Source organism: Streptomyces sp. NPDC047081, assembly GCF_040643775.1.
Taxonomy (GTDB): Bacteria; Actinomycetota; Actinomycetes; order Streptomycetales; family Streptomycetaceae; genus Streptomyces.
In genome coordinates, this window is the sequence record NZ_JBEYUY010000009.1 from 61,238 (window position 1) to 83,126 (window position 21,889).

22 protein-coding genes are annotated in these 21,889 nt (G+C 72.6%); 12 read left to right on the forward strand and 10 right to left on the reverse strand.

Annotated features, from left to right (window positions below; genetic code table 11):
* Positions 1-29: 29 nt before the first annotated feature.
* Positions 30-1,241 carry an ROK family transcriptional regulator gene (locus ABZ848_RS18920; protein ID WP_360833056.1) on the reverse strand — a complete coding sequence of 404 codons (1,212 nt, stop codon included), beginning with the start codon at positions 1,239-1,241 and terminating at the stop codon, positions 30-32.
* Positions 1,242-1,455: 214 nt separating this feature from the next.
* Positions 1,456-2,310 (reverse strand): hypothetical protein, encoded by an 855-nt coding sequence (locus ABZ848_RS18925; RefSeq protein ID WP_360833059.1) that lies wholly within the window; start codon positions 2,308-2,310, stop codon positions 1,456-1,458.
* Positions 2,311-2,457: 147 nt separating this feature from the next.
* On the opposite strand from ABZ848_RS18925, the gene ABZ848_RS18930 reads away from it, so the two are divergent.
* Positions 2,458-3,066 carry a hypothetical protein gene (locus ABZ848_RS18930; protein ID WP_360833062.1) on the forward strand — a complete coding sequence of 203 codons (609 nt, stop codon included), beginning with the start codon at positions 2,458-2,460 and terminating at the stop codon, positions 3,064-3,066.
* Positions 3,067-3,073: 7 nt separating this feature from the next.
* Here the strand turns inward: ABZ848_RS18930 and ABZ848_RS18935 are convergent, their stop codons facing one another.
* A complete protein-coding gene (locus ABZ848_RS18935; RefSeq protein ID WP_360833065.1) occupies positions 3,074-3,697 on the reverse strand; it encodes a Uma2 family endonuclease in 624 nt (207 codons plus the stop codon).
* A 134-nt stretch (positions 3,698-3,831) separates the two neighbouring features.
* On the reverse strand, positions 3,832-4,938 hold the full coding sequence (locus ABZ848_RS18940; RefSeq protein ID WP_360833068.1) for a mechanosensitive ion channel family protein: 1,107 nt from the start codon (positions 4,936-4,938) through the stop codon (positions 3,832-3,834).
* A gap of 332 nt (positions 4,939-5,270) precedes the next feature.
* On the opposite strand from ABZ848_RS18940, the gene ABZ848_RS18945 reads away from it, so the two are divergent.
* On the forward strand, positions 5,271-5,807 hold the full coding sequence (locus tag ABZ848_RS18945) for an HNH endonuclease (protein WP_030609777.1): 537 nt from the start codon (positions 5,271-5,273) through the stop codon (positions 5,805-5,807).
* A 91-nt stretch (positions 5,808-5,898) separates the two neighbouring features.
* On the opposite strand, the gene ABZ848_RS18950 is transcribed toward ABZ848_RS18945, so the two are convergent.
* Genes ABZ848_RS18950 through ABZ848_RS18960 form a run of 3 tightly spaced genes read right to left on the reverse strand, consistent with a single transcriptional unit; the run spans position 5,899 to position 8,548 of the window.
* Positions 5,899-7,323, reverse strand: a complete 1,425-nt coding sequence (locus ABZ848_RS18950) for an FtsX-like permease family protein (RefSeq protein WP_360833071.1) — start codon at positions 7,321-7,323, stop codon at positions 5,899-5,901.
* Entirely contained in the window at positions 7,320-8,018 is a 699-nt protein-coding gene (locus ABZ848_RS18955) for an ABC transporter ATP-binding protein (RefSeq protein WP_360833074.1), read from the reverse strand. Before ABZ848_RS18955 ends, ABZ848_RS18950 begins: the two co-directional genes overlap by 4 nt.
* Positions 8,015-8,548 carry a PadR family transcriptional regulator gene (locus tag ABZ848_RS18960; RefSeq protein ID WP_242758989.1) on the reverse strand — a complete coding sequence of 178 codons (534 nt, stop codon included), beginning with the start codon at positions 8,546-8,548 and terminating at the stop codon, positions 8,015-8,017. The genes ABZ848_RS18955 and ABZ848_RS18960 overlap by 4 nt, the downstream gene beginning before the upstream one ends.
* 226 nt (positions 8,549-8,774) lie before the next feature.
* Here ABZ848_RS18960 and ABZ848_RS18965 point away from each other — a divergent pair, with 226 nt between their 5' ends.
* From ABZ848_RS18965 to ABZ848_RS18975, 3 genes are all read left to right on the forward strand, one after another.
* Positions 8,775-8,963 carry a hypothetical protein gene (locus ABZ848_RS18965; protein WP_360833526.1) on the forward strand — a complete coding sequence of 63 codons (189 nt, stop codon included), beginning with the start codon at positions 8,775-8,777 and terminating at the stop codon, positions 8,961-8,963.
* Positions 8,964-11,048 (forward strand): 4-alpha-glucanotransferase, encoded by a 2,085-nt coding sequence (gene malQ / locus ABZ848_RS18970; protein ID WP_360833078.1) that lies wholly within the window; start codon positions 8,964-8,966, stop codon positions 11,046-11,048.
* Positions 11,049-11,158: 110 nt separating this feature from the next.
* On the forward strand, positions 11,159-11,410 hold the full coding sequence (locus ABZ848_RS18975; RefSeq protein WP_360833081.1) for a hypothetical protein: 252 nt from the start codon (positions 11,159-11,161) through the stop codon (positions 11,408-11,410).
* Positions 11,411-11,493: 83 nt separating this feature from the next.
* On the opposite strand, the gene ABZ848_RS18980 is transcribed toward ABZ848_RS18975, so the two are convergent.
* Positions 11,494-12,123 carry a TetR family transcriptional regulator gene (locus ABZ848_RS18980; protein WP_360833084.1) on the reverse strand — a complete coding sequence of 210 codons (630 nt, stop codon included), beginning with the start codon at positions 12,121-12,123 and terminating at the stop codon, positions 11,494-11,496.
* A 161-nt stretch (positions 12,124-12,284) separates the two neighbouring features.
* Between ABZ848_RS18980 and ABZ848_RS18985 the strand changes: the two genes are divergently transcribed.
* Entirely contained in the window at positions 12,285-13,742 is a 1,458-nt protein-coding gene (locus tag ABZ848_RS18985) for an FAD-dependent monooxygenase (protein ID WP_360833087.1), read from the forward strand.
* Between the two features lie 32 nt (positions 13,743-13,774).
* Here the strand turns inward: ABZ848_RS18985 and ABZ848_RS18990 are convergent, their stop codons facing one another.
* Positions 13,775-14,284 (reverse strand): MarR family transcriptional regulator, encoded by a 510-nt coding sequence (locus tag ABZ848_RS18990; RefSeq protein WP_360833090.1) that lies wholly within the window; start codon positions 14,282-14,284, stop codon positions 13,775-13,777.
* Between the two features lie 153 nt (positions 14,285-14,437).
* Here ABZ848_RS18990 and ABZ848_RS18995 point away from each other — a divergent pair, with 153 nt between their 5' ends.
* From ABZ848_RS18995 to ABZ848_RS19005, 3 genes are all read left to right on the forward strand, one after another.
* Entirely contained in the window at positions 14,438-15,391 is a 954-nt protein-coding gene (locus ABZ848_RS18995; protein WP_360833093.1) for an EamA family transporter, read from the forward strand.
* 94 nt (positions 15,392-15,485) lie between these two features.
* On the forward strand, positions 15,486-16,355 hold the full coding sequence (locus ABZ848_RS19000; RefSeq protein ID WP_360833528.1) for a DMT family transporter: 870 nt from the start codon (positions 15,486-15,488) through the stop codon (positions 16,353-16,355).
* A 94-nt stretch (positions 16,356-16,449) separates the two neighbouring features.
* The gene (locus ABZ848_RS19005) at positions 16,450-17,571 is read left to right on the forward strand and encodes a LysR family transcriptional regulator (protein ID WP_360833096.1); all 1,122 of its coding nucleotides are present in this window, start codon (positions 16,450-16,452) and stop codon (positions 17,569-17,571) included.
* A gap of 139 nt (positions 17,572-17,710) precedes the next feature.
* Here the strand turns inward: ABZ848_RS19005 and ABZ848_RS19010 are convergent, their stop codons facing one another.
* Positions 17,711-18,616 (reverse strand): SDR family oxidoreductase, encoded by a 906-nt coding sequence (locus tag ABZ848_RS19010; protein ID WP_360833099.1) that lies wholly within the window; start codon positions 18,614-18,616, stop codon positions 17,711-17,713.
* Positions 18,617-18,750: 134 nt separating this feature from the next.
* Between ABZ848_RS19010 and ABZ848_RS19015 the strand changes: the two genes are divergently transcribed.
* From ABZ848_RS19015 to ABZ848_RS19025, 3 genes are all read left to right on the forward strand, one after another.
* On the forward strand, positions 18,751-19,638 hold the full coding sequence (locus ABZ848_RS19015; RefSeq protein ID WP_360833102.1) for a LysR substrate-binding domain-containing protein: 888 nt from the start codon (positions 18,751-18,753) through the stop codon (positions 19,636-19,638).
* 58 nt (positions 19,639-19,696) lie between these two features.
* Positions 19,697-21,043, forward strand: coding sequence for a sigma-70 family RNA polymerase sigma factor (locus ABZ848_RS19020; protein ID WP_360833105.1), 1,347 nt, complete (start codon positions 19,697-19,699; stop codon positions 21,041-21,043).
* A gap of 75 nt (positions 21,044-21,118) precedes the next feature.
* Complete coding sequence (locus tag ABZ848_RS19025) at positions 21,119-21,877, forward strand: SDR family oxidoreductase (RefSeq protein ID WP_360833108.1); 759 nt, start codon at positions 21,119-21,121, stop codon at positions 21,875-21,877.
* The last annotated feature ends 12 nt before the right edge of the window (positions 21,878-21,889 follow it).

Genomic DNA, 21,889 nt, shown 5'->3' on the forward strand with positions numbered 1-21,889 from the left:
GTTGCGGTGGTTCGGCGGTTACGGAGGTCTCAGCGCGAGGTGTCGAAGACCTCGTCGCGGGTGGCCGCGAGGGCGCTCTCCAACGCGCCGCGCAGCACGGGGTGTTCACGGACGTCACCGACGACGAGCCGGGGCCGGGCGGCGGCCAGCTCCTCCAGTTCGGCCTGGACGAGGGCGCGCAGCAGCTCGCCGCCGGCCGTCAGGGAGGCGCCGCTGAGGACGACGAGTTCGGGGTCGAGGACGGAGACGAGGGCGGCGAGACCGGTCGCGAGCCGGGTCGCGTACAGCTCCAGCAGCTTGCGGCCCAGGACGGTGTCCTCGGCGGCGGCCCGCGCCACGAGGGCGGCGGCGACCTCGGCGTACGGGCCGGAGGGGATGTTCCCGATGCCGAGTTCACGGGCGAGGTGCGGGACGGCCTGGGAGCCGGCCAGCTCCTGGTAGCCGCCACTGTTGGCTTTGGTCACCTGCCGCACGAGCGGCGCGCCGGGAACAGGCAGGAAACCTACCTCTCCCGCGCCGCCGGTCCAGCCGCGGTGCAGCCGGCCACCGAGGACCAGGGCGGCACCGAGGCCGCCCTCGTTCCACAGCAGCACGAAGTCCTCGTGGCCGCGGGCCGCGCCGAGCCGTTGTTCGGCGACGGCGGCGAGGTTGACGTCGTTCTCGTACTCCACCGGCATCGGCAGCGCGGCGGCGAGTTCGTCGAGCAGGGCCGGGGTGTGCCAGCCCGGGAGGTGGGAGGCGTAGCGCAGCCGGCCGGTGTTGGGGTCGAAGGCGCCGGGGGTGCCGATGACGATCCGGTGGACGTCGTCCCGGGCGAGGCCCGCGGCCTTCACGGCGCCGTCGAGGGCGTCGGTGACCTGGCGGACGACGGGCTGGGTGGGCCGCCTTCCGGGGGTCTGGAGCTCGAACGACCCCACCGTGCGGCCGGTGACGTCGGCGACGGCGGCGAGGATCCGCTCCGGGGTGACGTCGAGCCCGGCGGCGTACGCGGCCTTCGGGTTGACCTCGTACAGCTGGGCGTTGGGGCCGGGCCGTCCCTCGGTGGTACCGGTGGCGAGCACGAGCCCGGCGGCCTCCAGGCGGGCCAGGAGCTGGGAGGCGGTCGGCTTGGAGAGGCCGGTGAGCTTGCCGATCCGCGTGCGGGACAGCGGCCCGTGCTCCAGGAGGAGGTCCAGGGCGGCGCGGTCGTTCATGGCGCGCAGGACGCGCGGGGTGCCCGGCGTACCGGCGGTTCCTGCCATGTGGGTCGACACCTGCCTTTCGACTGCCCAGCTTCTCAGTGACCAGGGACGCCAGTCCATCCGGCGATCACCGGTCGATCACTGTTAGGAAAGTTTCCTATTGGCTGGAAAGGAACGTAAGCCCGGGGCGAAGCGGGCGTCAATAGAAACCGCCCCCGAGGCAACAGACTCGTTACCTCGGGGGCGGCGGGGGCCGGGCTGTCAGTAAGGCTGACTAACCCTCGAACTTCGGGGGGTCGACCTCGACGTAGTCACCGGCGGAGGTCTTCGCGCCGGTGGTGGAGGTGCCGGCGAACTTGTACCGGTAGTACCCGTCCTTGGAAGCCTTGACGGTGGTGGACAGCGCACCGCCGGTACCGGACGTGACGGTCTTGACGGTGGTGTAGGTGTCACTGTTCCGCGCCCGGAACTGCAGCAGCACGGACTGCCCCTTGTAGCCCGTGTACTTGATGTTCTCCCAGTCGGCGCGGGTGAGCTTGCCCTTGACGGTGAGGGTCTTGCCCTGGACGGCCGGCTCCGGGGTGGCGTTGGTGGTGAGCTTGGCGGCGCGCTTGATCTGGGCGGTGCCGAGGGGGCCCCACAGGTCGTAGCCGTAGTCGAAGCTGATGTGGCCGTCGGAGTCGTCGCTGTCCTGGTCGACGTGGGCGTAGAAGCCGGCGGCCTTCCAGGTGGTGGCGTCGGCGGCCTCGTACAGGCTGTCCTGGGGGTCGATGACCAGCGTCTCGGTGCAGGCTTCGGTGACCGTGGTGTCGGTCGTGGCGGTGGTGGTGCAGGTGGGCGCGGCGTCGGGGTCGATGCCGTTGCTCATGTTCTTGAGCGTGCCGCGGTAGATCGTGACGCCGGCGAAGTTCGTCTTGTAGTCGACGGTGAAGTCGGCGGGCCGGGTCCATGTGTACGTCACCGGGACCTTCACGGTGGCGGTCGTGCCGACGACGATCGCCTTGCCCTTGTTCACGACCACGTCGGAGAAGGTCAGGTCAGGGCTGGCGGCGGCCGACGCGACGGGCGCGGCCAGGCCGGTGAGAGCCAGGGCGCCGGACAGGGCGGCGCCTATGGCGAGCTTTCTCATGCGTTTCCCCACATTCGAAACGGGCCCCTGGGCGTATGCGCTCCAGAACAAGGGCCCGCTGTGAGGGTGACCCTAGGTGGTGGGGAGGGGTGGCCGGAATGCGATCATCCTGTGAAAACGATGAAGGTTCGGACACGGGTGGGGTGGATGAGCAGGGCGGTACGGGGTGCGGCGCTGGCTTTGCTGATCTGCGCGACGGTGGGGGCGTGCGACGTGGGTGATCGCGGCGAGACCCGGACGGTGAAGTCGCCTCCCGCGACGGCGGCTTCGTGCGCCGAGGGCGCCATCCACTGGGGCGGCTCCACGCGGGAGTGGCAACTGGTGGCGGTGTCCCCGGTCGTGAAGGTGAGCAAATCGGACGGCTGGGTGACGTACCCCCTCATCCCCGTACGGACCTTCGAGCCCCGGGTCGAGGTGAGCGAGCCGAGCGTGTCCGCGCGGCGGGTATACGCGGCGCTGGCCGAGCGGGTCGACATGGACGCGTCGGTGTTGGCGAAGCCGGACGAGGTGATGGCCGATCGGCTGAAGAAGGGGGTGAGAGCGGACAGCGACGGCGGGGGCCGTTTCGTCGAGGCGGCGGCGGTCCAGGTCCTCCGGTCGAGCTTCACGGTCGCCTGCCCTGGCACAGCGACTCCGGTCTACGGCAGCGTGACGGCCTGGTACGGCACCGGCAGCGGCTCGCTCCAGTGCGGGGTGAGCCCCGGCAGGGCCGCCTGGATGAAGGAGGCCTACGAACTGACCTGCGGCCAGGCCTGACCGCGCTTCAGCCCTCCAGGAACGGTGCGGTGTCCAGGGTCGGGTAGGGCGCGGGGAGGGGGAGAGGTGCGCCGAGGTCGACCTTGGTGTCGGTGTCGTAATAGGCCTCGGTGGGGTCCTCGCCAGGGAGGACCGGGTCCGTGTAGCAGTGGGCCGTCTTGGAGTGGCGGTCGATGAGGACGTAGACGGGGATGCCGGCGGCGGCGTAGGTGCGGAATTTGGGGCCGGTGTCCGTTTCGTGGTTGGTGGAGGTGACTTCGCCGACGAGGGCGAGCAGGTCGATGGGGTACCAGCCTCGGTGTGTCGCGCGGTAGGACTCGTCGAGTTCGGTGGGCTCGCGGCGGCACACATAGAAATCTGGAACGACCAATGCCCACGTGCGTCCGTCCGGATGGGCGACACGGAAGCCGTCATTCACACCGGCCAATTCCAGCCCGGCGAGGTGCAACTGGACGATCAGCTTTACGGCGCCAGCGTTGTGTCGGTGTTCCGGCTGAGGTGGCAAGATGCCCGTCCCCTCGATGTACTCCGCTCGAATCGGCATCGGTGATGCCGCCTTCTCGAACGCGCTCAACAGTTCGATGGGGTCCACCTGCGTCATCACCGGCTCCATGATCGGTTCGGCGCTCATCGCTGGTTCTCCTTCACGCTGATTCCAGGCTAAGCCCGTGTGGGGTGCCCCGGCAGAACGATGGGGCACCCGGCGCGCTCGCGACGCCGGAATGCCCCTCCCGTTCACTCGAACGAGTGTGCTGAACCGTTCCGCTACTTACCGGGGGTCGACGCGCGGGGCTGCACTATCGGGGCCGCCGCCGCCGACTGCGGCGAGTCCGGGTTGGAGTGGGCCGACGGGGACGCGATCGTGGCCGTGGGGTCGGTGGGCTCCTCCTCGTCGAGGGGGGCCGTCGCGCCGCCCACGATGCGGATGTTCGCCTCGTCGAAGGCTCGCTTGACGCGCCAGCGGAGTTCGCGTTCCACCGTGAGGGACTTGCCCGGCATCGTCTTGGCCGAGATCCGGACCACCATCGAGTCCAGCAGGACGCTGTCCAGGCCCAGGACCTCGATCGGGCTCCACAGGAGCTCGTTCCAGGGTTCCTCCGCGCTCATCTTCTCCGCCACCTCGTCCAGCGTGGCCTTGACCCTGTCCAGGTCCTCGTTCGCCTTCACCGTGACGTCGACGCCGGCCGTCGCCCAGCCCTGGGAGAGGTTGCCGATGCGCTTGACCTCGCCGTTGCGGACGTACCAGATCTCACCGTTGTCGCCGCGCAGCTTCGTCACGCGCAGGCCCACCTCGATGACCTCGCCGGAGGCGACCCCCGCGTCGATCGTGTCGCCGACGCCGTACTGGTCCTCCAGGATCATGAAGACGCCGGAGAGGAAGTCCGTCACGAGGTTGCGCGCGCCGAAACCGATCGCGACGCCCGCGACACCGGCGGAGGCCAGCAGCGGGGCCAGGTTGATCTCGAAGGCGGAAAGGATCATCAGGGCCGCCGTGCCCAGGATCACGAAGGACGCCACCGAGCGCAGCACCGAGCCGATCGCCTGCGAGCGCTGGCGGCGGCGCTCGTTGTTGACCAGCAGACCGCCCAGCGTGGTGCCGTCGACCGCCTCGACCGTGCGGGTCATCCGGTCTATCAGCTTGGTGATCGCCCGCTGCACGACCGCTCTGAGCACCCCGGCGATCACCAGGATCAGCAGCACCCGCAGCCCGATCGCCAGCCAGGTCGACCAGTTCTGCTCGACCCAGCTCGCGGCGTTGGTCGCGCTCTCCTGGGCGTCTTGGAGCGACGGGACCGTCGGCGTCGACTCCGAGGGGGACGGAGACGGCGACGGCGACGAACCGGCGGCCAGTAGGACGGCGGGCAAGGACACGGCAGGTACCTCCAGGTGCAGCGGTCCGCCGTCCGGGATGCCGAGATGGTCCGACTCGGTCAGGTCACGAAAAGGTCACCGGACGGGCAGGTCCACCACACTATCGGGGCACGGTGTGCGAATCCTTGCCATCTTCTGAGGAGAGCCCGTGCGCACCCTGCGATGAGCAGGAGGGATAAACCGAAGCCCCTCCGGGGGATGAATCAGATGTGGTCGAAAACACTCCCAGCCCGTTACCGGGACATGGTGGCGCTTCCACCAGGCAAGAGGGGAGACTGGCCACAGATCGTCCCGGCGCGAGCCACGCGCCGCCGACGCCCAAGGAGGCATCCGTGCCGCATGTCCTGGTCCTCAACGCGTCGTACGAGCCACTCGGCGTCGTACCGCTCCGCCGCGCGCTCGTCCTCGTCCTGGAGAACAAGGCTGTCTCCCTGGAGGAATCGGGCGCCTTCATGCACAGCGCAACCGTCACAGTCCCCGCACCAAGCGTGGTCCGGCTCAAGCGATTCGTCCGGGTTCCCTATCGGGGGCCCGTTCCTCTTACCCGGCGGGCGCTCTTCGCGCGCGACGGGGGCCGGTGCATGTACTGCGGTGGCGTCGCAACCAGCGTCGACCATGTCATTCCGCGCAGCCGCGGGGGCAAGCACGTCTGGGACAACGTGGTGGCCTCGTGCCGCCGCTGCAACCACGTGAAGGCCGACCGACATCTGTTCGAGATCGGCTGGCGGCTGCGCCACAAACCCGCTCCACCCTCCGGCCTGGCCTGGCGCATCATCGGCACCGGCCATAGGGACCCGCGCTGGCTGCCGTACCTGCAGCCGTACGGCGCGGAGGACGCCATGGCCCGGATCGACGGCATTTCCGCCTGACGATCCGGGCCTTCGCACACCCCGGGGGACGGGGCCTGCGGTCGTACGGCGTCCGGCTCCGGGAGCCCCCCGTGCTCCCGGAGCCGGACCGTCATGCGTAGCGCAGTTCCGCCGGGCGGACCGAGCGGCGCAGCAGCGGGAGCGAGGTGGCCGCCGCCAGCAGACAGGCCGCGTAGACGGCCAGCGGGACCAGGAGCGCGGCGAAGGGCACCGGCACTGACATGTGCTCCGAGGTGGCCGAGCCGTACCAGACGCCGATCGTCAGACCGCCCATGCCCGCCACCGCGACCGCGGGCGCCAGCGGCAGCGCGGTCTCCAGCAGCATCGCCCGGGCCAGTACGCCGTGCGGCACCCCGGCGGCGGCCTGCGCGGCCAGGCCCCGGCGCCGGGTGGCCAGCGACTCGGCGGTGCCGACCGCGAGCGCGGTCAGGACCAGGGCGAGGGCGACGAGGACGGCGGCGCCGGTCAGGTCGAGGCCGCTCGTGTAGTAGGAGAGGCCCATCGCCAGCGAGCCCTCGCGGCTCGACCTGCGCAGGTCCGCGAGCAGCACCTGCCGTACCCCCACGAAGCCCGAGGCGACGACCGTCACCAGCAGCACCGCCGCGTGCGTACGGGCCAGCGCCCACGGGTCGTCGCGCAGCCGTTCCGTGGCGATCAGCAGCTCGGGGCGCCTGGCGCGGGCGGCGAAGCCCTCGCCCAGCTGCCGGGCCGAGGCGCCGGCCAGCCACACCGACACCGCGCCGGCCAGCAGGCACAGGGCGAGGACCGTGATCGGGCCGAGCGCGAAGTCGAAGGGGCTGCCGAAGACGGGGGTCGTCGCGAGATACAGGGCCAGCAGCGCGAGCAGCCCGGTCGCCACCCGGAAGAGCCGGCCCGGACCCGCCGCCGGCCGCACCCGTCGTATCCAGCCCAGCGGCGAGGCCACCACCCGGCGCAGCGCCACCGCGCTGACGACCGCGCCAAGGACCGGCACCAGTACACCCACGAGAGCCATGCCCGCCCACGCCAGCGGGTCGGGGTGCTGCCAGAGCGCGAGCAGGGCCGGTACGGAGACCACCGTGGCCGCCCCCGAACCCGCCAGGCACGCAAGCCCCGACTCCAGCGCCGCGATCCGCCGCACCTGCCCCGGCGTCGCCCCCGCGAGCCGCAGCCCGGCCATCCGCCGGTCCCGGTGCACCGCGCCGATCCGTGCGCACTGCCCGAGGAACCCGGCCACCGGAATGAACAGCAGCGTCAGCGCCACGATCACCCCGGCACGCGTCCCTGGCTCGTCGAGCAGCCCGGAACCGACGGTGACATGGTGGTACCCCTCCAGCGGCAGCAGTGTGGCCACGACCAGCCCCAGCCCCGTCGCCAGCGCCGCCCCCACCGCGGTCAGCAGCACCCGCCACCACTCCCGCCGGTCGGAGCCGCGCGTGAGCAGCCAGGCCAGCCGCAGATCGGCCCGCGTGCCGCGGACCGCCGCCCGCAGGGACTTCCGGTACGTCTTGTACGTCGTCCTGGTGGTGAGCGTCATGCCGCCGTCACCCCCTGCGGCACCACGGTCCCGTCGCTGAGCCGCACCTCCCGGTCCGCGTACGCCGCCACCTGCGCGTCGTGGGTGATCAGCAGCACCGCCGTGCCCTGCTCGCGGGCCGTGTGCGCGAGAGCCGTCATGACCTGCTCGCCGGCGAGGGAGTCCAGGGCGCCCGTCGGCTCGTCCGCGAAGACGATCCTCGGGCCGGTGACCAGGGCCCGCGCCAGTGCCGTGCGCTGGGCCTGGCCGCCGCTCATCTCGCCGGGCCGCAGCGCCTCCTGCCCCCGTACACCGAACCGTTCCAGCCACTCGCCGGCCCGGGCCTGGGCGTCGGTGCGGGAGGTGCCCGCGAGCATCAGCGGCAGGGCGACGTTGTCGAGCGCGGTCAGCTCGGGGATCAGCTGCCCGAACTGGAACACCACCCCGAACTCGGTCCGCCGCAGCTCGCTCAGCCGCTTCTCCGGCAGCGCGTCGAGGCGCTCGCCGGCGTAGCTCACCGAGCCCGCGTCCGGCCGGACGATCCCGGCGAGGCAGTGCAGCAGCGTCGACTTCCCGCTGCCGCTCGCGCCGGTCACGGCGAGGATCTCGCCCGCCGCCAGCTCCACGGAGGCGCCGCGCAGCGCCTCGGTCCTGCCGTGCGCCTTGGTGAGGTCACGGGCCGCAAGAAGCGGCACCGTGCTGTCCCCGTTGCTCATGCTGCGTCGACCTCCGCGGTCAGGGTGGTGAGCCGGGCCGCCGTGGTGGTCATCCAACGGAGGTCGGCGTCGAGATGGTTGAGGGCGTAGTCCGCCGAGAGCACGGTGGCCAGATCGGCGCCCTTGGCGGTCTTGACCGCCGTGAGCTCGCGCATCCGCTCCATGTGCGCGGCGCGCTGGGCGGCCAGATAGGCGGCCGGGTCGCCGCCGGACAGGATCGAGACGACGACCTTGGCGAAGATCTCGTTCGTCACGAACGGCGCCGGCGGGGCGATCTCCCCGGCCCAGCGCGCCAGTTCGCGCGAGCCGTCCTCGGTCGAGCGGTACGTCGTGCGCTCCGGGCCGCCGTCCGAGTCGGTGCCCTCGACCAGCGCGAGACCGTCCCGGACCAGGCGCTGCAGGGTCGTGTAGACCTGCCCGTAGGCCAGCGGACGGGCCTGCGGGAACCGTTCGTCGTGCCGCCGCTTCAGGTCGTAGCCATGGCTCGGCCCCGAGGCGAGCAGCCCCAGCAGGATGTGGCGGGTGCTCATGCGGAGCATTATGCACTGGCTACATGTACTGAGTGAATAGTGGACTGGGGGACCCTACGAGGTCGGAAGGTGGCGCAGAATGTGACGAGAGGCACGTAGTCCCATTCGGTACGTCTGCCTCCGCGCCCGCTGGGTAGGGCTGCGGTAACCCTCAAGGTCGCCGTACTCACGAAGGAGGCCCCTCGTGGCCGCACCGGCACACCCCCTCTCCAAACGCGAGGCGCAGTTGCCGCCCCTCGAACCCGAGCCGCACTTCTGTGTCTTCAGCTCCGAGGGCGCCTGCGCCGAGATCCCCCTGACCAGTGAGCCGCCGCTGCCCGACGCGGAGCCCCTCACCAGTGAGCCGCCGCTCGCCGACGCGGCCCCGCTCACCAGCGAGTCGGCGGCCCCCGAGCCGGACCCGTCGGTGCCGTAGATGATGGCGCAGGGGCCGGCCGGACCGCCCTCCGAGGAACTGACCCGCCTCGCCGAGCTGCACGGCGTCGCCACCTCCTACAGCCCCTCCCCGGACCGCACGGTCGCGGCCTCGGCCACCGCCGTCACCCTCGCGCTGGCCGCCCTCGGCGTCGACGCGGGCACCGCGGAGAAGGCCCGCGCCGCGCTCGCCGCCCGCGAGCGCGAGTCGGCCGAGCGGCTGCTGCCGCCGACCGTGGTGCTCTGGAGCGGCGACACGTCCCCCGCCCTCGACGCCCTCCCGGCCGGCACCCGCCTGCACATCGAGACCGAGCAGGGCGAGTCACGCGCGTCCGCCGAGCAACTCCCGCCCGGCGTCCACCGGTTGACGGCCGCCGCCCCCGACGGCCGTACCGCCGCCGCCCACCTGGTCGTCGCCCCCGCCCGGCTGCCCACGCCCACAGCACGCTCGTACGGACTCCTCGTCCAGCTCTACTCCCTCCTGTCCCAACGCTCCTGGGGCATGGGCGACTTGGGCGACCTGGGCGAACTCGCCGCCTGGGCCGGGCGCGACCTCGGCGCCGGCTTCGTCCAGGTCAACCCGCTGCACGCGGCCGTCCCCGGCGCCCCCACCGACCCGTCCCCCTACCGCCCCTCCTCCCGCCGCTTCCCCGACCCCGTGCACCTGCGCGTCGAGGACGTGCCCGAGTACGCGTACGTCAGGGAGCCGGAGAAGGTGCGGGCCCTGCTCGAACGCGCCGACCGGCTGCGCGAATCGGTCCTGGACAAGGGCGCGTTGATCGACCGGGACGCGGTGTGGGAGCTCAAGCGGGAGGCGCTGGAGCTGATCCGCGAGGTGCCGCTCGGACCCGGGCGGCGCGCCGCCTACGTCGACTTCCTCGCCCGGGAGGGCGAGGCGCTGGAGGACCACGCGACCTGGTACGCGCTCGCGGAGGTCCACGGCTCCGACTGGAGCCGGTGGCCGGAGGGTCTCCGGGACCCCCGCTCGGCCGAAACCGCCCGTGCGCGCGGCGAGTTGATGGACCGGGTCGACTTCCACTGCCGGCTCGCCTGGCTCACGGACGCCCAACTCGCCGACGCCCAGCGGGTCGCCCGCGAGGCCGGGATGCCGGTCGGGATCGTGCACGACCTCGCGGTCGGCGTGCATCCGGAGGGCGCCGACGCCTGGGCGCAGCAGGAGTACTTCGCCGCCGGGATGTCGGTGGGCGCCCCGCCGGACGCCTTCAACGCACGCGGCCAGGACTGGGGCCTGCCACCGTGGCGCCCCGACCGCCTGGCCGCCTCGGGCTACGAGCCGTACTGCCGACTCCTGCGCGCCCTGTTCCGGTACGCCGGCGCCCTGCGCATCGACCACGTCATGGGCCTGTTCCGGCTCTGGTGGGTGCCACAGGGGCATCCGCCCACCGAGGGTACGTACGTCCGTTACGACGCCGAGGCCATGCTCGCCATCCTTGTGCTGGAGGCCGCGCGCGCCGGGACGGTCGTCATCGGCGAGGACCTCGGCACGGTGGAGCCCGGCGTACGGGAGAAGCTGCGCGAGCGCGGGGTGCTCGGCACCTCCGTGCTGTGGTTCGAACGCGACTGGGAGGGCGACGGCCGCCCGCTGCCGCCGGAGTCCTGGCGTGCCGACTGCCTCGCCACCGCCACCACCCACGACCTGCCGTCCACCGCGGCCCGCCTCACCGGCGAACACGTCGAACTCCGCGACCGGCTGGGCCTGTTGACCCGTCCGCTGGAGGAGGAGCGGGCGGAGGCGGCGGCGGACACGGGGGAGTGGCTGGCCCTGCTCGCCCGCCTCGGCCTGCTGCACGGCACGGGCGGCGGGCACGGCACCTCGACGGAGGAGGCCGAGATCCAGGCGGTCCACCGCTTCCTGCTCGGGACCCCGTCCCGGCTGCTCGGCATCTGGCTCCCGGACACGGTGGGCGACCGCCGCCCGCAGAACCTCCCCGGCACCTGGGACCAGTACCCGAACTGGCGGCTGCCCATCGCGGACGCGGAGGGGAGACCGGTGACGCTGGAGGAGCTCGCGGGGTCGCCACGGCTGCACGCGCTGGTGGAGGTGCTGCGGCGGTCGGCGACATAGCGGGGCGGGGACGTAGCCGGGCGGAGCCGCGGCAGCCGATGGCTGTGCGGGGCACCCTCTTACGCACCCCCGGACGAGCGGCCCGAACCGGCGTTGGATACTTTGGCCCCGTGGACAAGAAGAACGCCCTGCGCGCCGGCGCCCTGGCCGCCGGTACGACGCTGATGATGCTGCTCATGACGTCCCCCGCGCTCGCCCTCACCCGCGACGACGGCGACGACCCCGGCAAGGGCCTCAGCGTCGTCGAGACGCTCGGCCTCTACGTCGTGATCCCGCTCGCGCTGTTCGGCGTCATCGCCGGCCTCGTGCTGGTCCTGGACAGGTCGAAGGACCGCCAGCCGAAGGCCAAGGCGAAGGCCTGACCTCACCTTTTCCCGAGGGCGCCGACCCCGCCGTACGTACCGGTTCTCGTGTACGTCGGTGAGGTGGGCGCCCTCGGCGTGCTTCAGGGGCTCGGCGCCGTCAGGTACCGCTGGATCGTGGGGCCCAGCCACGCCACGATCTCGCCCCGCCCCAGCGCCCGGACCGGCTGCAGCTGCAGCACGTAACGGGTCAGCGCCAGCCCCAGTATCTGCGTCGCCGCGAGCGCGGCCCGCGTCGGTACCTGCTCCGGGTCCGGGCACACCTGCCGTGTCACCGGCAGCAACTGGTCCCGGAAGACCCGCTGCATCCGCTCCGCCCCCGCCCGGCTGGTCGCGCCGACCCGGAGCAGCGCGGTGAGCTCGTCGTTGTGCTCCCACACGTCGAGGAAGTGGGAGACGAGCGCCCGGCCGACCTCGTCGCGGGGGAGTGAGGCCAGATCGGGAAGTTTCAGCTCGACGGTGACGGCCGCCGCGAACAGGCCCTCCTTGTTGCCGTAGTAGCGCATGACCATGGACGGGTCGATGTTCGCGTCCTTGGCGATGGCGCGGATGGTGGCCCGCTCGTACCCGTCGGCCGCGAAGCGCTCGCGGGCCGCGGCCAGGATGGCGTTGCGGGTGGTGTCGGAGCGGCGGCGGGGGCCGCCGGAGCTGGATCGGTCGGTGCTGCTGCTGTCGCTGTTGCCGTTGTTGTGGCTGCTGTCGCTCCCGTTCATGCCAACGAGCGTAGGCCAACACACGTTTGCCAACAAGTGGTTGCCAACAAACGTTTGCCAACAGGTGTTGACTCTGCCGCCATGGCGGCGCTAACGTCGTCAACAAGCGTTGGCAAACACTTGTTGGCCAACGGTCGTCGGCATCAGGAGGAGGCCCCCGCATGAACGCCGCCCCGACCCCCGCCCCCGCTCCCGCCCCCGTGATCGTCGTCGGCGCCGGCCCCGCCGGTCTCCTGCTCGCGGGTGACCTCGCCACCGCCGGCGTCCCCGTCACCCTCCTCGAAAAGCGCCCCCACAAGATCAGCAACCTCTCCCGCGCCTTCGTCCTGCACGCCCGCACCCTCGAACAGCTCGACGCCCGCGGCCTCGCCGACGGACTCGAAGCCGTCGGCCGCCCCCTCGACCGCCTCCGCCTCTTCACCCGCCTGGAGGTCGACCTCACCACCCTCCCCTCCCGCTTCAACCACCTCCTGGTCATCCCGCAGTACGAGGTGGAGCAGGCCCTGGAGCGGCGGGCCGTCGAGGCGGGGGTGGACTTCCGGTACGAGGCCGAGCTGACCGGACTGGCCCAGGACGCGGACGGCGTCACGGTCGAGGTCAGCGGCCCCGGCGGCGCGGCGGAGAGCCTGCGCGCGGAGTACGTGGTCGGCACCGACGGCCTGCGCAGCGCCGTACGCACGGCCATCGGTCTGCCGTTCCCCGGCCGGTCGGTGATCCGTTCCGTCGTGCTCGCGGACGTCCGGCTGGCCGAGGAGCCGGAGTCGCTGCTCACCGTCGACACCGTCGGCGACGCCTTCGCCTTCCTCGCGCCCTTCGGCGACGGCTACTACCGCGTCATCGCGTGGAACCGCGCCCACGACGTCCCCGACAGTGCGCCCCTCGACCTGGAGGAGGTCAAGGAGGTCACCCGGCTCGCCCTCGGCCGCGACTACGGCATGTACGACGCCCGCTGGCTCTCCCGCTTCCACAGCGACGAACGCCAGGCGCCCGCCTACCGCGTGGGCCGCGTCTTCCTCGCCGGCGACGCCGCGCACGTGCACACCCCGGCCGGCGGCCAGGGCATGAACACCGGCCTGCAGGACGCGGCCAACCTCGGCTGGAAGCTGGCCGCGGTGGTCCAGGGGCACGCGGGCGCGGGCCTCCTCGACAGCTACCAGGCCGAGCGCCACCCCGTCGGCCGTTCGGTCCTGCGCAGCAGCGGCGGCATCGTCCGCATGGCCATGGCCAAGCGCCCCTGGACGCTGGCGCAGCGGGCACTGCTCACCACCGTCCTCAACACGGTCACGCCGGCCCGCCGCAGGATGGCCGAGCAGATCACCGGCATCGGCTACCGCTACCCGGCCCCGCGCGGCGCCCACCGCCTCACGGGCACGCGCGTCCCGGACGTCGCACTGAAGAGCGGCCGTCTGTACGAGGCCCTGCGCGGCGGCCGCTTCGTCCTGATCACCCCCGAGCCGCCCCAGGACCAGAGCGTCCGCAAGGACCGCCTGACGGTGGAACAGTGGGCGAGCACCCGCCGCACCGCCGTCCTGGTCCGCCCCGACGGATACGTGGCCTGGGCGGCGGACTCGGCGGACGATGCGACGATCGAGAGGGCGCTGGCCACGCACGTGGGCTGAACCTGAACAGGCCCTGGCGTGCCGAACGGGCCCTAGTGCAGCGGCTTTTGGGTGCTTGCCAGCAACTCCCGCAACAGGTCGGCCAGTTGGTCGGCCTGTTCGGCGTTCAGGGCCGACAGGGCCTCCGTCTCGGCGGACAGGCCGGCGCCGACCGACTCGTCGATGAGGCGCAGTCCCTTTTCGGTGAGGGTGACTTGGAGGCCGCGGCGGTCGTGCGGGTCGGGGGAGCGGCGGAGGAGGTCCGCACGTTCCAGCTTGTCCAGGCGGCCCGTCATGCCGCCCGTCGTGAGCATCAGGGTCGCCGAGAGCTGGCGGGGCGAGAGGGTGTAGGGCTCGCCGGAGCGGCGCAGGGTGGCGAGGACGTCGAACTCGCCGCGCGAGATCCCGAAGGGCGCGTACGCCTTCTCCATGCGGTCGCCCATGGCGCGGGAGAGGCGGAAGATCCGCCCGAAGACCTCCATCGCCTTCGTGTCGAGGTCGGGCCGCACCTCGGCCCACTGTTCCACGATCGCGTCGACGGGGTCCTTGGGGTGTGCGGTCATGGGGCGAGTATCCGCCCGGAGACCGGTCGCTTGCAAGAAAGCAGCTTGGCGGTAAGCAGCTTGGTGGTGAGTAGCTATGTGTTGAGTGGCTTGACGCTGATTAGCTTAGAGCTAAGCTAATTATCGCCAAGCTTTCTCTCGAAGGGGCCCGTCATGAACCGGTCCGCGACCGTCCTGCTCACCGCCCTCGCCCCCGTCTCCTGGGGCACCACCTACGCGGTCACGACCGAGTTCCTCCCGGCCGACCGTCCGCTGTTCACCGCGCTGACCAGGGCACTTCCCGCCGGGCTCCTGCTGCTGGCGGTGGCCCGGGTGCTGCCGCGGGGCGCCTGGTGGTGGAAGTCGGCCGTCCTCGGCGCGCTGAACATCGGCGCCTTCTTCCCGCTGCTGTTCCTGTCCGCGTACCGCCTGCCCGGCGGGATGGCGGCCGTCGTCGGCTCGGTCGGGCCGCTGTTCGTGGTCGGTCTCTCCGCGCTGCTGCTGGGGCAGTGGCCGACGGCGCGGGCGGTGGTCGCCGGGGTCGTGGCGGCGTTCGGCGTCAGTCTCGTCGTACTGAAGGCGGCCGGCGCGCTCGATCCCGTCGGCGTCCTGGCCGCGCTCGCCTCGGCCGCCTCGATGTCGACCGGCACGGTGCTGACGAAGAAGTGGGGCCGCCCCGAGGGCGTGGGCCCCCTCGCCCTCACCGGCTGGCAGCTGACCGCGGGCGGCCTGCTCATCGCCCCGCTGGCCCTGCTGGCCGAGGGCGCGCCGCCCACGCTGGACGCCAGGGCCCTCGGTGGCTACCTCTACCTCGCCCTCGCGAACACGGCCGTCGCCTACTGGCTCTGGTTCCGCGGCATCGGCCGTCTCACCGCCACGCAGGTCACCTTCCTCGGCCCGCTCTCCCCGCTGACCGCGGCGGTCGTCGGCTGGGCGGCCCTCGGCCAGTCGCTCACGCCCGTCCAACTGGTGGGCATGGGGCTGGCGTTCGGGGCGACGGTGGCCGGGCAGTTGAGGGCGGGGGCTGCGGCGGGTGCGGCTGGTGGTCACCGTCGACTGTTCAGTTCAGCTGAAAGGAATGGTCGAAAAGATTCGATGGACGTGACAGGTGGGGCGCTGCGACGGTAGGTGAACCGGGATGCCGAGATCCCCGGGATCACCCACCGAAAGGACCTAAGTGACCGCCGTCCTCGACCGGACCGCCACCGCCCCACGCAACGCCATCGCCCGCAACGCACCCCTCCTCGGACTCGCCCTCGCCGCCTTCGCGACCGTCGTCTGGTCCGGCAGCTTCGTCACGTCCCGGGCCCTGCACGACAGCGTGCCGCCGGTGCAGCAGGCCTTCTGGCGGTGGGTGGTGGCGCTGGTGGCGGTTTCGCCGTTCGGGGCCCGACAGGCGTGGCGGCAACGGAAGTTGATACGGCGTCACCTCGGGTTCGTCATGCTCGCCTCGCTTCTCGGGGTGACTGTCTACAACACCCTGGTGAATCAGGCGGGGTTGACGACTCCCGCCGCCAACATGGGCATGATCATGGCCGCTTCGCCGGTGCTGATGGCCGGCTTCGAGCGGGCGGCGGGGGTACGGCTGGGTGGGCGCCGGTTGGCCGGGCTGCTGACGGCCTGCGCGGGGGTGGTACTGCTGGTGGGCGGCGGGGCCGGCTTCGCGGCGGGCGACCTGTGGATGATCGCGGCGGCCTGCTGCTTCGGGTCGTACAGCGCGCTGCTGCGGCGCCGGCCGGCCGAGCTCGGCGGTACGGCCTTCCTGTTCACGACGTTCCTCCTCGGCACGGCCCTGCTGCTGCCGGCCCAGGCCGTGAGCCTCACGGCCCAGGGCGGCTTCACCCCGACGCCCGGCACGGTCCTGCCGCTCCTCTACGTCGGCGTCGCCTCCTCGGCGGTCGCGTTCTTCGCCTGGAACAAGGCGATCGCCCTGATCGGCCCGACCCGCGCGGGAGTCGTCTACTACCTCCAGCCGGTGTGCGTGGCGCTGCTGTCGTGGGCGGTGCTGGGGGAGGGCGTCGGGTGGAGGCAGGCGCTGTGCATGGGGCTGATTCTGGGCGGGGTGGGGTTGGGGGCGGCGGGGAGGGCGTGAGCGGGCCGCCGTACATTCGCCGTCTTGGCCGCGGTCGTGGTCGCCGTCGCGGTCCTGCCACGGCCGCCCGTTGATCGCCGTATAGGTTGCCGCCATGGTCGAGTGGGACATCCGGAAGTTGCTGATTCTGCGGACGCTCAGGGAGCGGGGGACCGTGACCGCGACCGCGGAGGCGCTGCGGATGACGCCCTCGGCGGTGTCGCAGCAGTTGAGCAACCTTGCCCGGCAGCTCGGGGTGCCGTTGCTGGAGGCGCAGGGGCGGCGGGTGCGGTTGACGGATGCGGCGCGGCTGGTGCTGCGGCATGCGGAGGCCGTGTTCGAGCAACTGGAGCGGGCGGACGCGGAGTTGGCGGCGTATGCGCGGGGTGAGGTGGGGGAGGTGCGGGTCGGTGCGTTCTCGACGGCCGTACCGGTGCTGGTGGTTCCTGCGGTACGGGCCTTGCGTGCGGCGCATCCGGGGGTGACCGTGCGGGTACGGGAGGCGGAGGCCGGCGAGGCGTACGAGCTGCTCGCCGCGGGCGATGTCGACCTCGCGCTCTCCCTCGCCGCGCAGGCCCCCACCGCCACCGACCCCCGCTTCACGCGCGTCCCGCTCCTGGCCGACCCGCTCGACGTCGCGCTGCCCCACGACCACGCCCTGGCCGGCGCCGACGGGCTCCGCCTGGCCGACCTCGCCGGGGAACCGTGGATCTTCGGCGGCAGCGGCCCCTGGTCCGACATCACGCGCGCGGCTTGCGAGGCGGCGGGCTTCAGCCCCGTACAGGGTCACTCGGCGGCGGGCTGGACGGCGATCCTGGCGATGGTGGAGGCGGGGATGGGGGTGGCGCTGGTGCCGCGGATGGTGGGGGCGGGGAGGGAGGGGGCGGCCGGGCGGGAGCTGGGCGAGGGTTGGTCGCGGGAGGCCGCGGCCGGGCGGGAGCCGGGCGAGGGTTGGTCGCGGGAGGTCGCGGCCGGGCGGGAGCCGGGGAAGAGCTGGTCGCGGGAGGACGCGGTCGTCCGGGAGCCGGGGGAGGGCCGGTCACCGCGGCCGACGGGCGAGGCGGCGCGCGGGGCAGGCGGTGTGGTGATGCGGGAGCTGGCCGTGGACCGGCCCCGGCGGCATGTCGTGGCCGCCGTGCGGAAGGGGGCCGAGGAAGGGGCGGCGGTGGGGCGGGTGCTGGAGGCGCTGCGGACGGTCGCCTCGGCGGGGGTCGGGACGGCGAGTCGATCGTCGTAACGCCCGATTCGGGGAGCGGAAGTCCGGGTCGGACGAGCGCCGGGCAGCGGAAGTCCGAGTCGGACAAGCGCCGGGCCAGCCGCAGTCCACGTCAGTCGCAGCCGGCGTCAGCCGAAGCCCGCGTCAGCCGGAGCCCGCGTCACCCGAAGTAGTGCCCCTCCTCCAAGTCCTCCAGCAGGCCCGGGCCCGTCGGGTCCCAGTTCAGCCACTTGCGGGTCAGGGTGTTGGACGTGGGGACGTCGAGGGCGGCCACGTGGGCCAGCCAGCCGAAGTGGGGTGGGGCCTCCTCGGGGGTGATCGAGCGGGTCGGCAGGCCGAGGTGGTTGCCGATGGTTGTGGCGATGTCGCGGAAGGCGATGCCCTCCTCGCCCACCGCGTGCAGGCGGGTGCCCGCCGGGGCGTTCTCCAGGGCCAGCCGGACCAGGCGTGCCGCGTCGGAGCGGTGTACGGCCGGCCAGCGGTTGGCGCCGTCGCCGACGTACGCCGCGAAGCCCTTCTCCCAGGCGATGCCGATCAGCATGTGGATGAAGCCGTGGTCACCCCGGCCGTGCACCGTCGGCGCGAAGCGGACCACCGCCGACCGCACCCCGCGGTCGGCCAGCGCGATGGCCACATCCTCGTTCCGCCCCCGGACCGCCCCGAAGGTCCCCGGCACGGACGTGTCCTCCTCGGTGCCGAGCCGTCCGCCACCCTGGAGCAGTGCCGCCCCCGAGGAGATCACGAAGGGCTTGTCCGAGCCCTCCAGCGCCGCCCCGATCGCCTCGATGGCCCGCAGGTCGGCCGCGACGGAGGCGGCGAAGTCGAAGTCCTCCGAGAAGTCGTGGATGAAGGCGAGATGGGCGACGGCGTCGGCCGCGGCCGCCCCCTCGGCGAGCCCGGCCGGATCGGCGAGATCCCCGCGCCGCACCTCCACCCCGGCGGCCGTCAGCGCCGCCGCGGACGTGTCGGAGCGGGCCAGACCGGTCACCTGGTGCCCGGCGTCGAGAAGTTCGCGGACCACGGCGGAACCGATGAAACCGGTCGCGCCCGTGACGAAAACACGCATGGTGAAGCCCTTCGAGGGAGGGGGATCGGGTGTGCCTCCATCATCCGGAGACAGATGTCGACGCGTCCAAAGCCTCTTCCGCATGCCGCAATACGGTTCAGGCATCACCGCAGGTGGGTGAGTACCCTGGAGGCATGGCTGACCTCGACCTCCGTCTGGTCCGGTACTTCACCGCCGTCGCCGAGCACCGGCACTTCGGCCGCGCCGCCGAGTCCCTGCACATCACCCAGCCCTCCCTGAGCCGGCAGATCGCCGGCCTGGAGCAGCAGGTCGGCGCCCGGCTGCTGGACCGCACCCCGCGCGGCACCCGGCTCACCGAGGCCGGCGAGGCCTTCCTGCCCCGCGCCCGCGCCCTGCTGCGCTCCGCCGAGCAGGCCGCCGCCGAGGCCCGCGCCGCCGCCGAGCCCAGCCGCTTCACCGTCGGCTTCACCAGCGGCCTGTTCGTCACCGCGGCCGTGCGCGAGCTGCGGCGCCGCCATCCGGAGGCCGACGTACGCAGCATGCACCTGCGCTGGGACGAGGCCCGCACCGCGCTGCTCGAACGCCGCGTGGACGCCGCGGTGACCCGACTCCCCTTCGCCACCGACCAGTTGGACGTGACCGTCCTCTACGACGAGCCCCGGGCCGTCGTCGTCCCCGTCGATCACCGCCTGGCCGGCAAGGAGTCCGTCACCATCGACGACATCGCCGACGAGCCGATGCCCCGGATCATCGGCGCCGACCCCGCCTGGGCCGCCTTCTGGCGGATCGAGCCCCGGCCGGACGGCCGACCCGTGCCCGACGGCCCCGAGATCCGGGACCTGGAGGACAAGTTCGAGGTCGTCGCCGCCGGGGAGGCCCTGGTCATCACGGCCGATCCGACCGGCGCCCGGCTGCGCCCCGACCTCACCTCCGTACCGCTGCACGGCGTGGAGCCCAGCCAGGTCGCCCTGGCCACCCGCGCGGGTGACCGCAGCCGCCTGGTCTCCGCGTTCCGCAGGGTCGCCCGCACCCACCTCACCCGGCCGTCCGAACGGGCCTGACCGGAGCTCCCCTCCGCCTCCGTGCCGCGATAGCGTCACTCCGTTCCCGCGTGACGCAATGCCCGGACCTCCGGAGGTGCCCGTGGTCGCCGACGTCTGTGCCAGCTGCGGCAAACCGCTCCCCGAGCGGACCGGCCGCAAGGGCCGCAGCTCCCTGTACTGCTCGGCCGCCTGCCGGCAGAAGGCGTACCGGGAGCGGCAGGGGACCGGGTCCGGCGTGGAGGGGCTCATCGAGGACATCGGCAGGCGCGTGAAGGAACTCGTGCCGCAGCCGGCCTCCGTCCTCTACTCCGGGGTGAACGAGCTCTCGGCCGCCGTCGCCCGGCTGCGAAGGGTCGCCCGGGTCGCCCGTGACAGTGCGAACGATTCCGTCACGCCGACACCCGTTACGGAAAACCCCGATACAGGAAAACCCGTTACGGCAAACCCCCTCACCGAAGCCGACTTCGCCGCCCTCACCGAGTCCCACCGCCGCGAGATCCAGGTCCACTGCTACCGCATGACCGGCTCCTACGACGACGCCGAGGACCTGGTGCAGGAGACCTTCCTGCGGGCCTGGCGGGGCCGGGACGGGTTCGAGGGGCGGGCCGGCGCCCGTACCTGGCTGTACCGCATCGCCACCAACGCCTGCCTCGACTTCCAGCGCCGCACCGCCCGCCGCCCCCAGCGCTACGAGCCGATCCCCGGCATGAACCACGGCACCGGCGAGCCCCCCGCCCGCCTCACCTGGCTCCAGCCCTACCCCGACGACGAACTGCCCTCCGCGGAGGAGCAGCCGGAGAGCGCCGCCGTCTCGCGGGAGACCCTGGAGCTGGTCTTCCTCGCCGCCATCCAGCATCTCCCGCCCCGCCAGCGCGCCGTGCTGATCCTGCGGGACGTGCTCGGCCTGAGCGCCGCCGAGACCGCCGAGGCCCTCGGCCTGACCGTGGCCTCCGCCAACAGCGCCCTGCAGCGGGCCCGCCCCACCCTGCGCGACCACCTGCCCGGGCAGCGCGCCGACTGGAGTGCCGGGGAACCCACCCAGGCCCAACGGGCCGTCCTGCAGGGCTACATGACCGCGGCCGAGCGGCTCGACTTCGACGCGATGACCGAGCTGCTCGGCAAGGACGTCCGGCTCACCATGCCGCCCAACCCCTTCTGGTTCACCGGCCGGGACGCCCTCGTCGAGTTCCTGCGGCCCACCCTCGACCCGGCGTCCCCCATGTTCTTCGGCCACTGGCGCCACCTGCCCGCCCGCGCCAACGGCCAGTTGGCGGCCGGGGGTTACGTCCGCAGGCCCGGTACGAACGTCTACCGCGCGCAGGTCCTCGACGTGCTCCGCTTCGACGCGGACGACCGGATCGTGGAGATCACGTCCTTCGAGCCGCACCTGTTCCCGGCCTTCGGGCTGCCGCTGCGGCTGTGAGCACCGATGAGTGACCGGGGTGCCGTGCGTCTGTATGACCGACCGACACGGAACACCCCTACTGAGGAGAACACCATGCTGCTCACCGACAAGACCGCGATCGTGTACGGCGCCGGCGGCTCGATCGGCGGTGCGGTCGCCCGTGCCTTCGCCGCCGAGGGTGCCCGCGTCCACCTCGTCGGACGCACCCGCGAGACGCTGGACGTGGTGGCCGCGGACATCAAGGACGCCGAGGTGGCGGTCGTCGACGCGCTCGACGAGACGGCCATGGAGGAGCACCTCGCCGGGGTCGGGGACGTCGACATCTCGTTCAACCTGGTCACCCGCGGCGATGTGCAGGGTGCCCCGCTCACCGACATGGCGGTGGACGACTTCCTGCGGCCCGTGATCAACGGCGCCCGCGCCAACTTCATCACCGCCCGGGCCGCCGGCCGCCGCATGGCCGAGCGCGGTTCCGGCGTGATCCTCACCCTCAACAGCGGCTCCGCGCACGGGAGTCCGATGATGGGCGGGACGGGGCCCGCCGATGCCGCGATCGACACCCTCGTACGGAATCTGGCGATCGAGCTGGGGCCGCGCGGGGTGCGGGCCGTGGGGCTGTGGGCGGCCGGGGTGCCCGAGACGTTCACCGTCGAGAAGCTGTCCGCGGTCAACCCGGCGATCGACGAGGCCGCCGTCCAGGGCATCGTCGAGGGGCTCGCCACGATGCGCATGACCCGCCGCAACCCCACCCTCGCCGAGGTCGCCGCCACCGCGGTCTTCGCCGCCTCCGACCACGCGGCCGGCCTGACCGGCACGTTCGTCAACGTGACCGGCGGGATGGTCGTGCGGTGAGGACGCACGAAG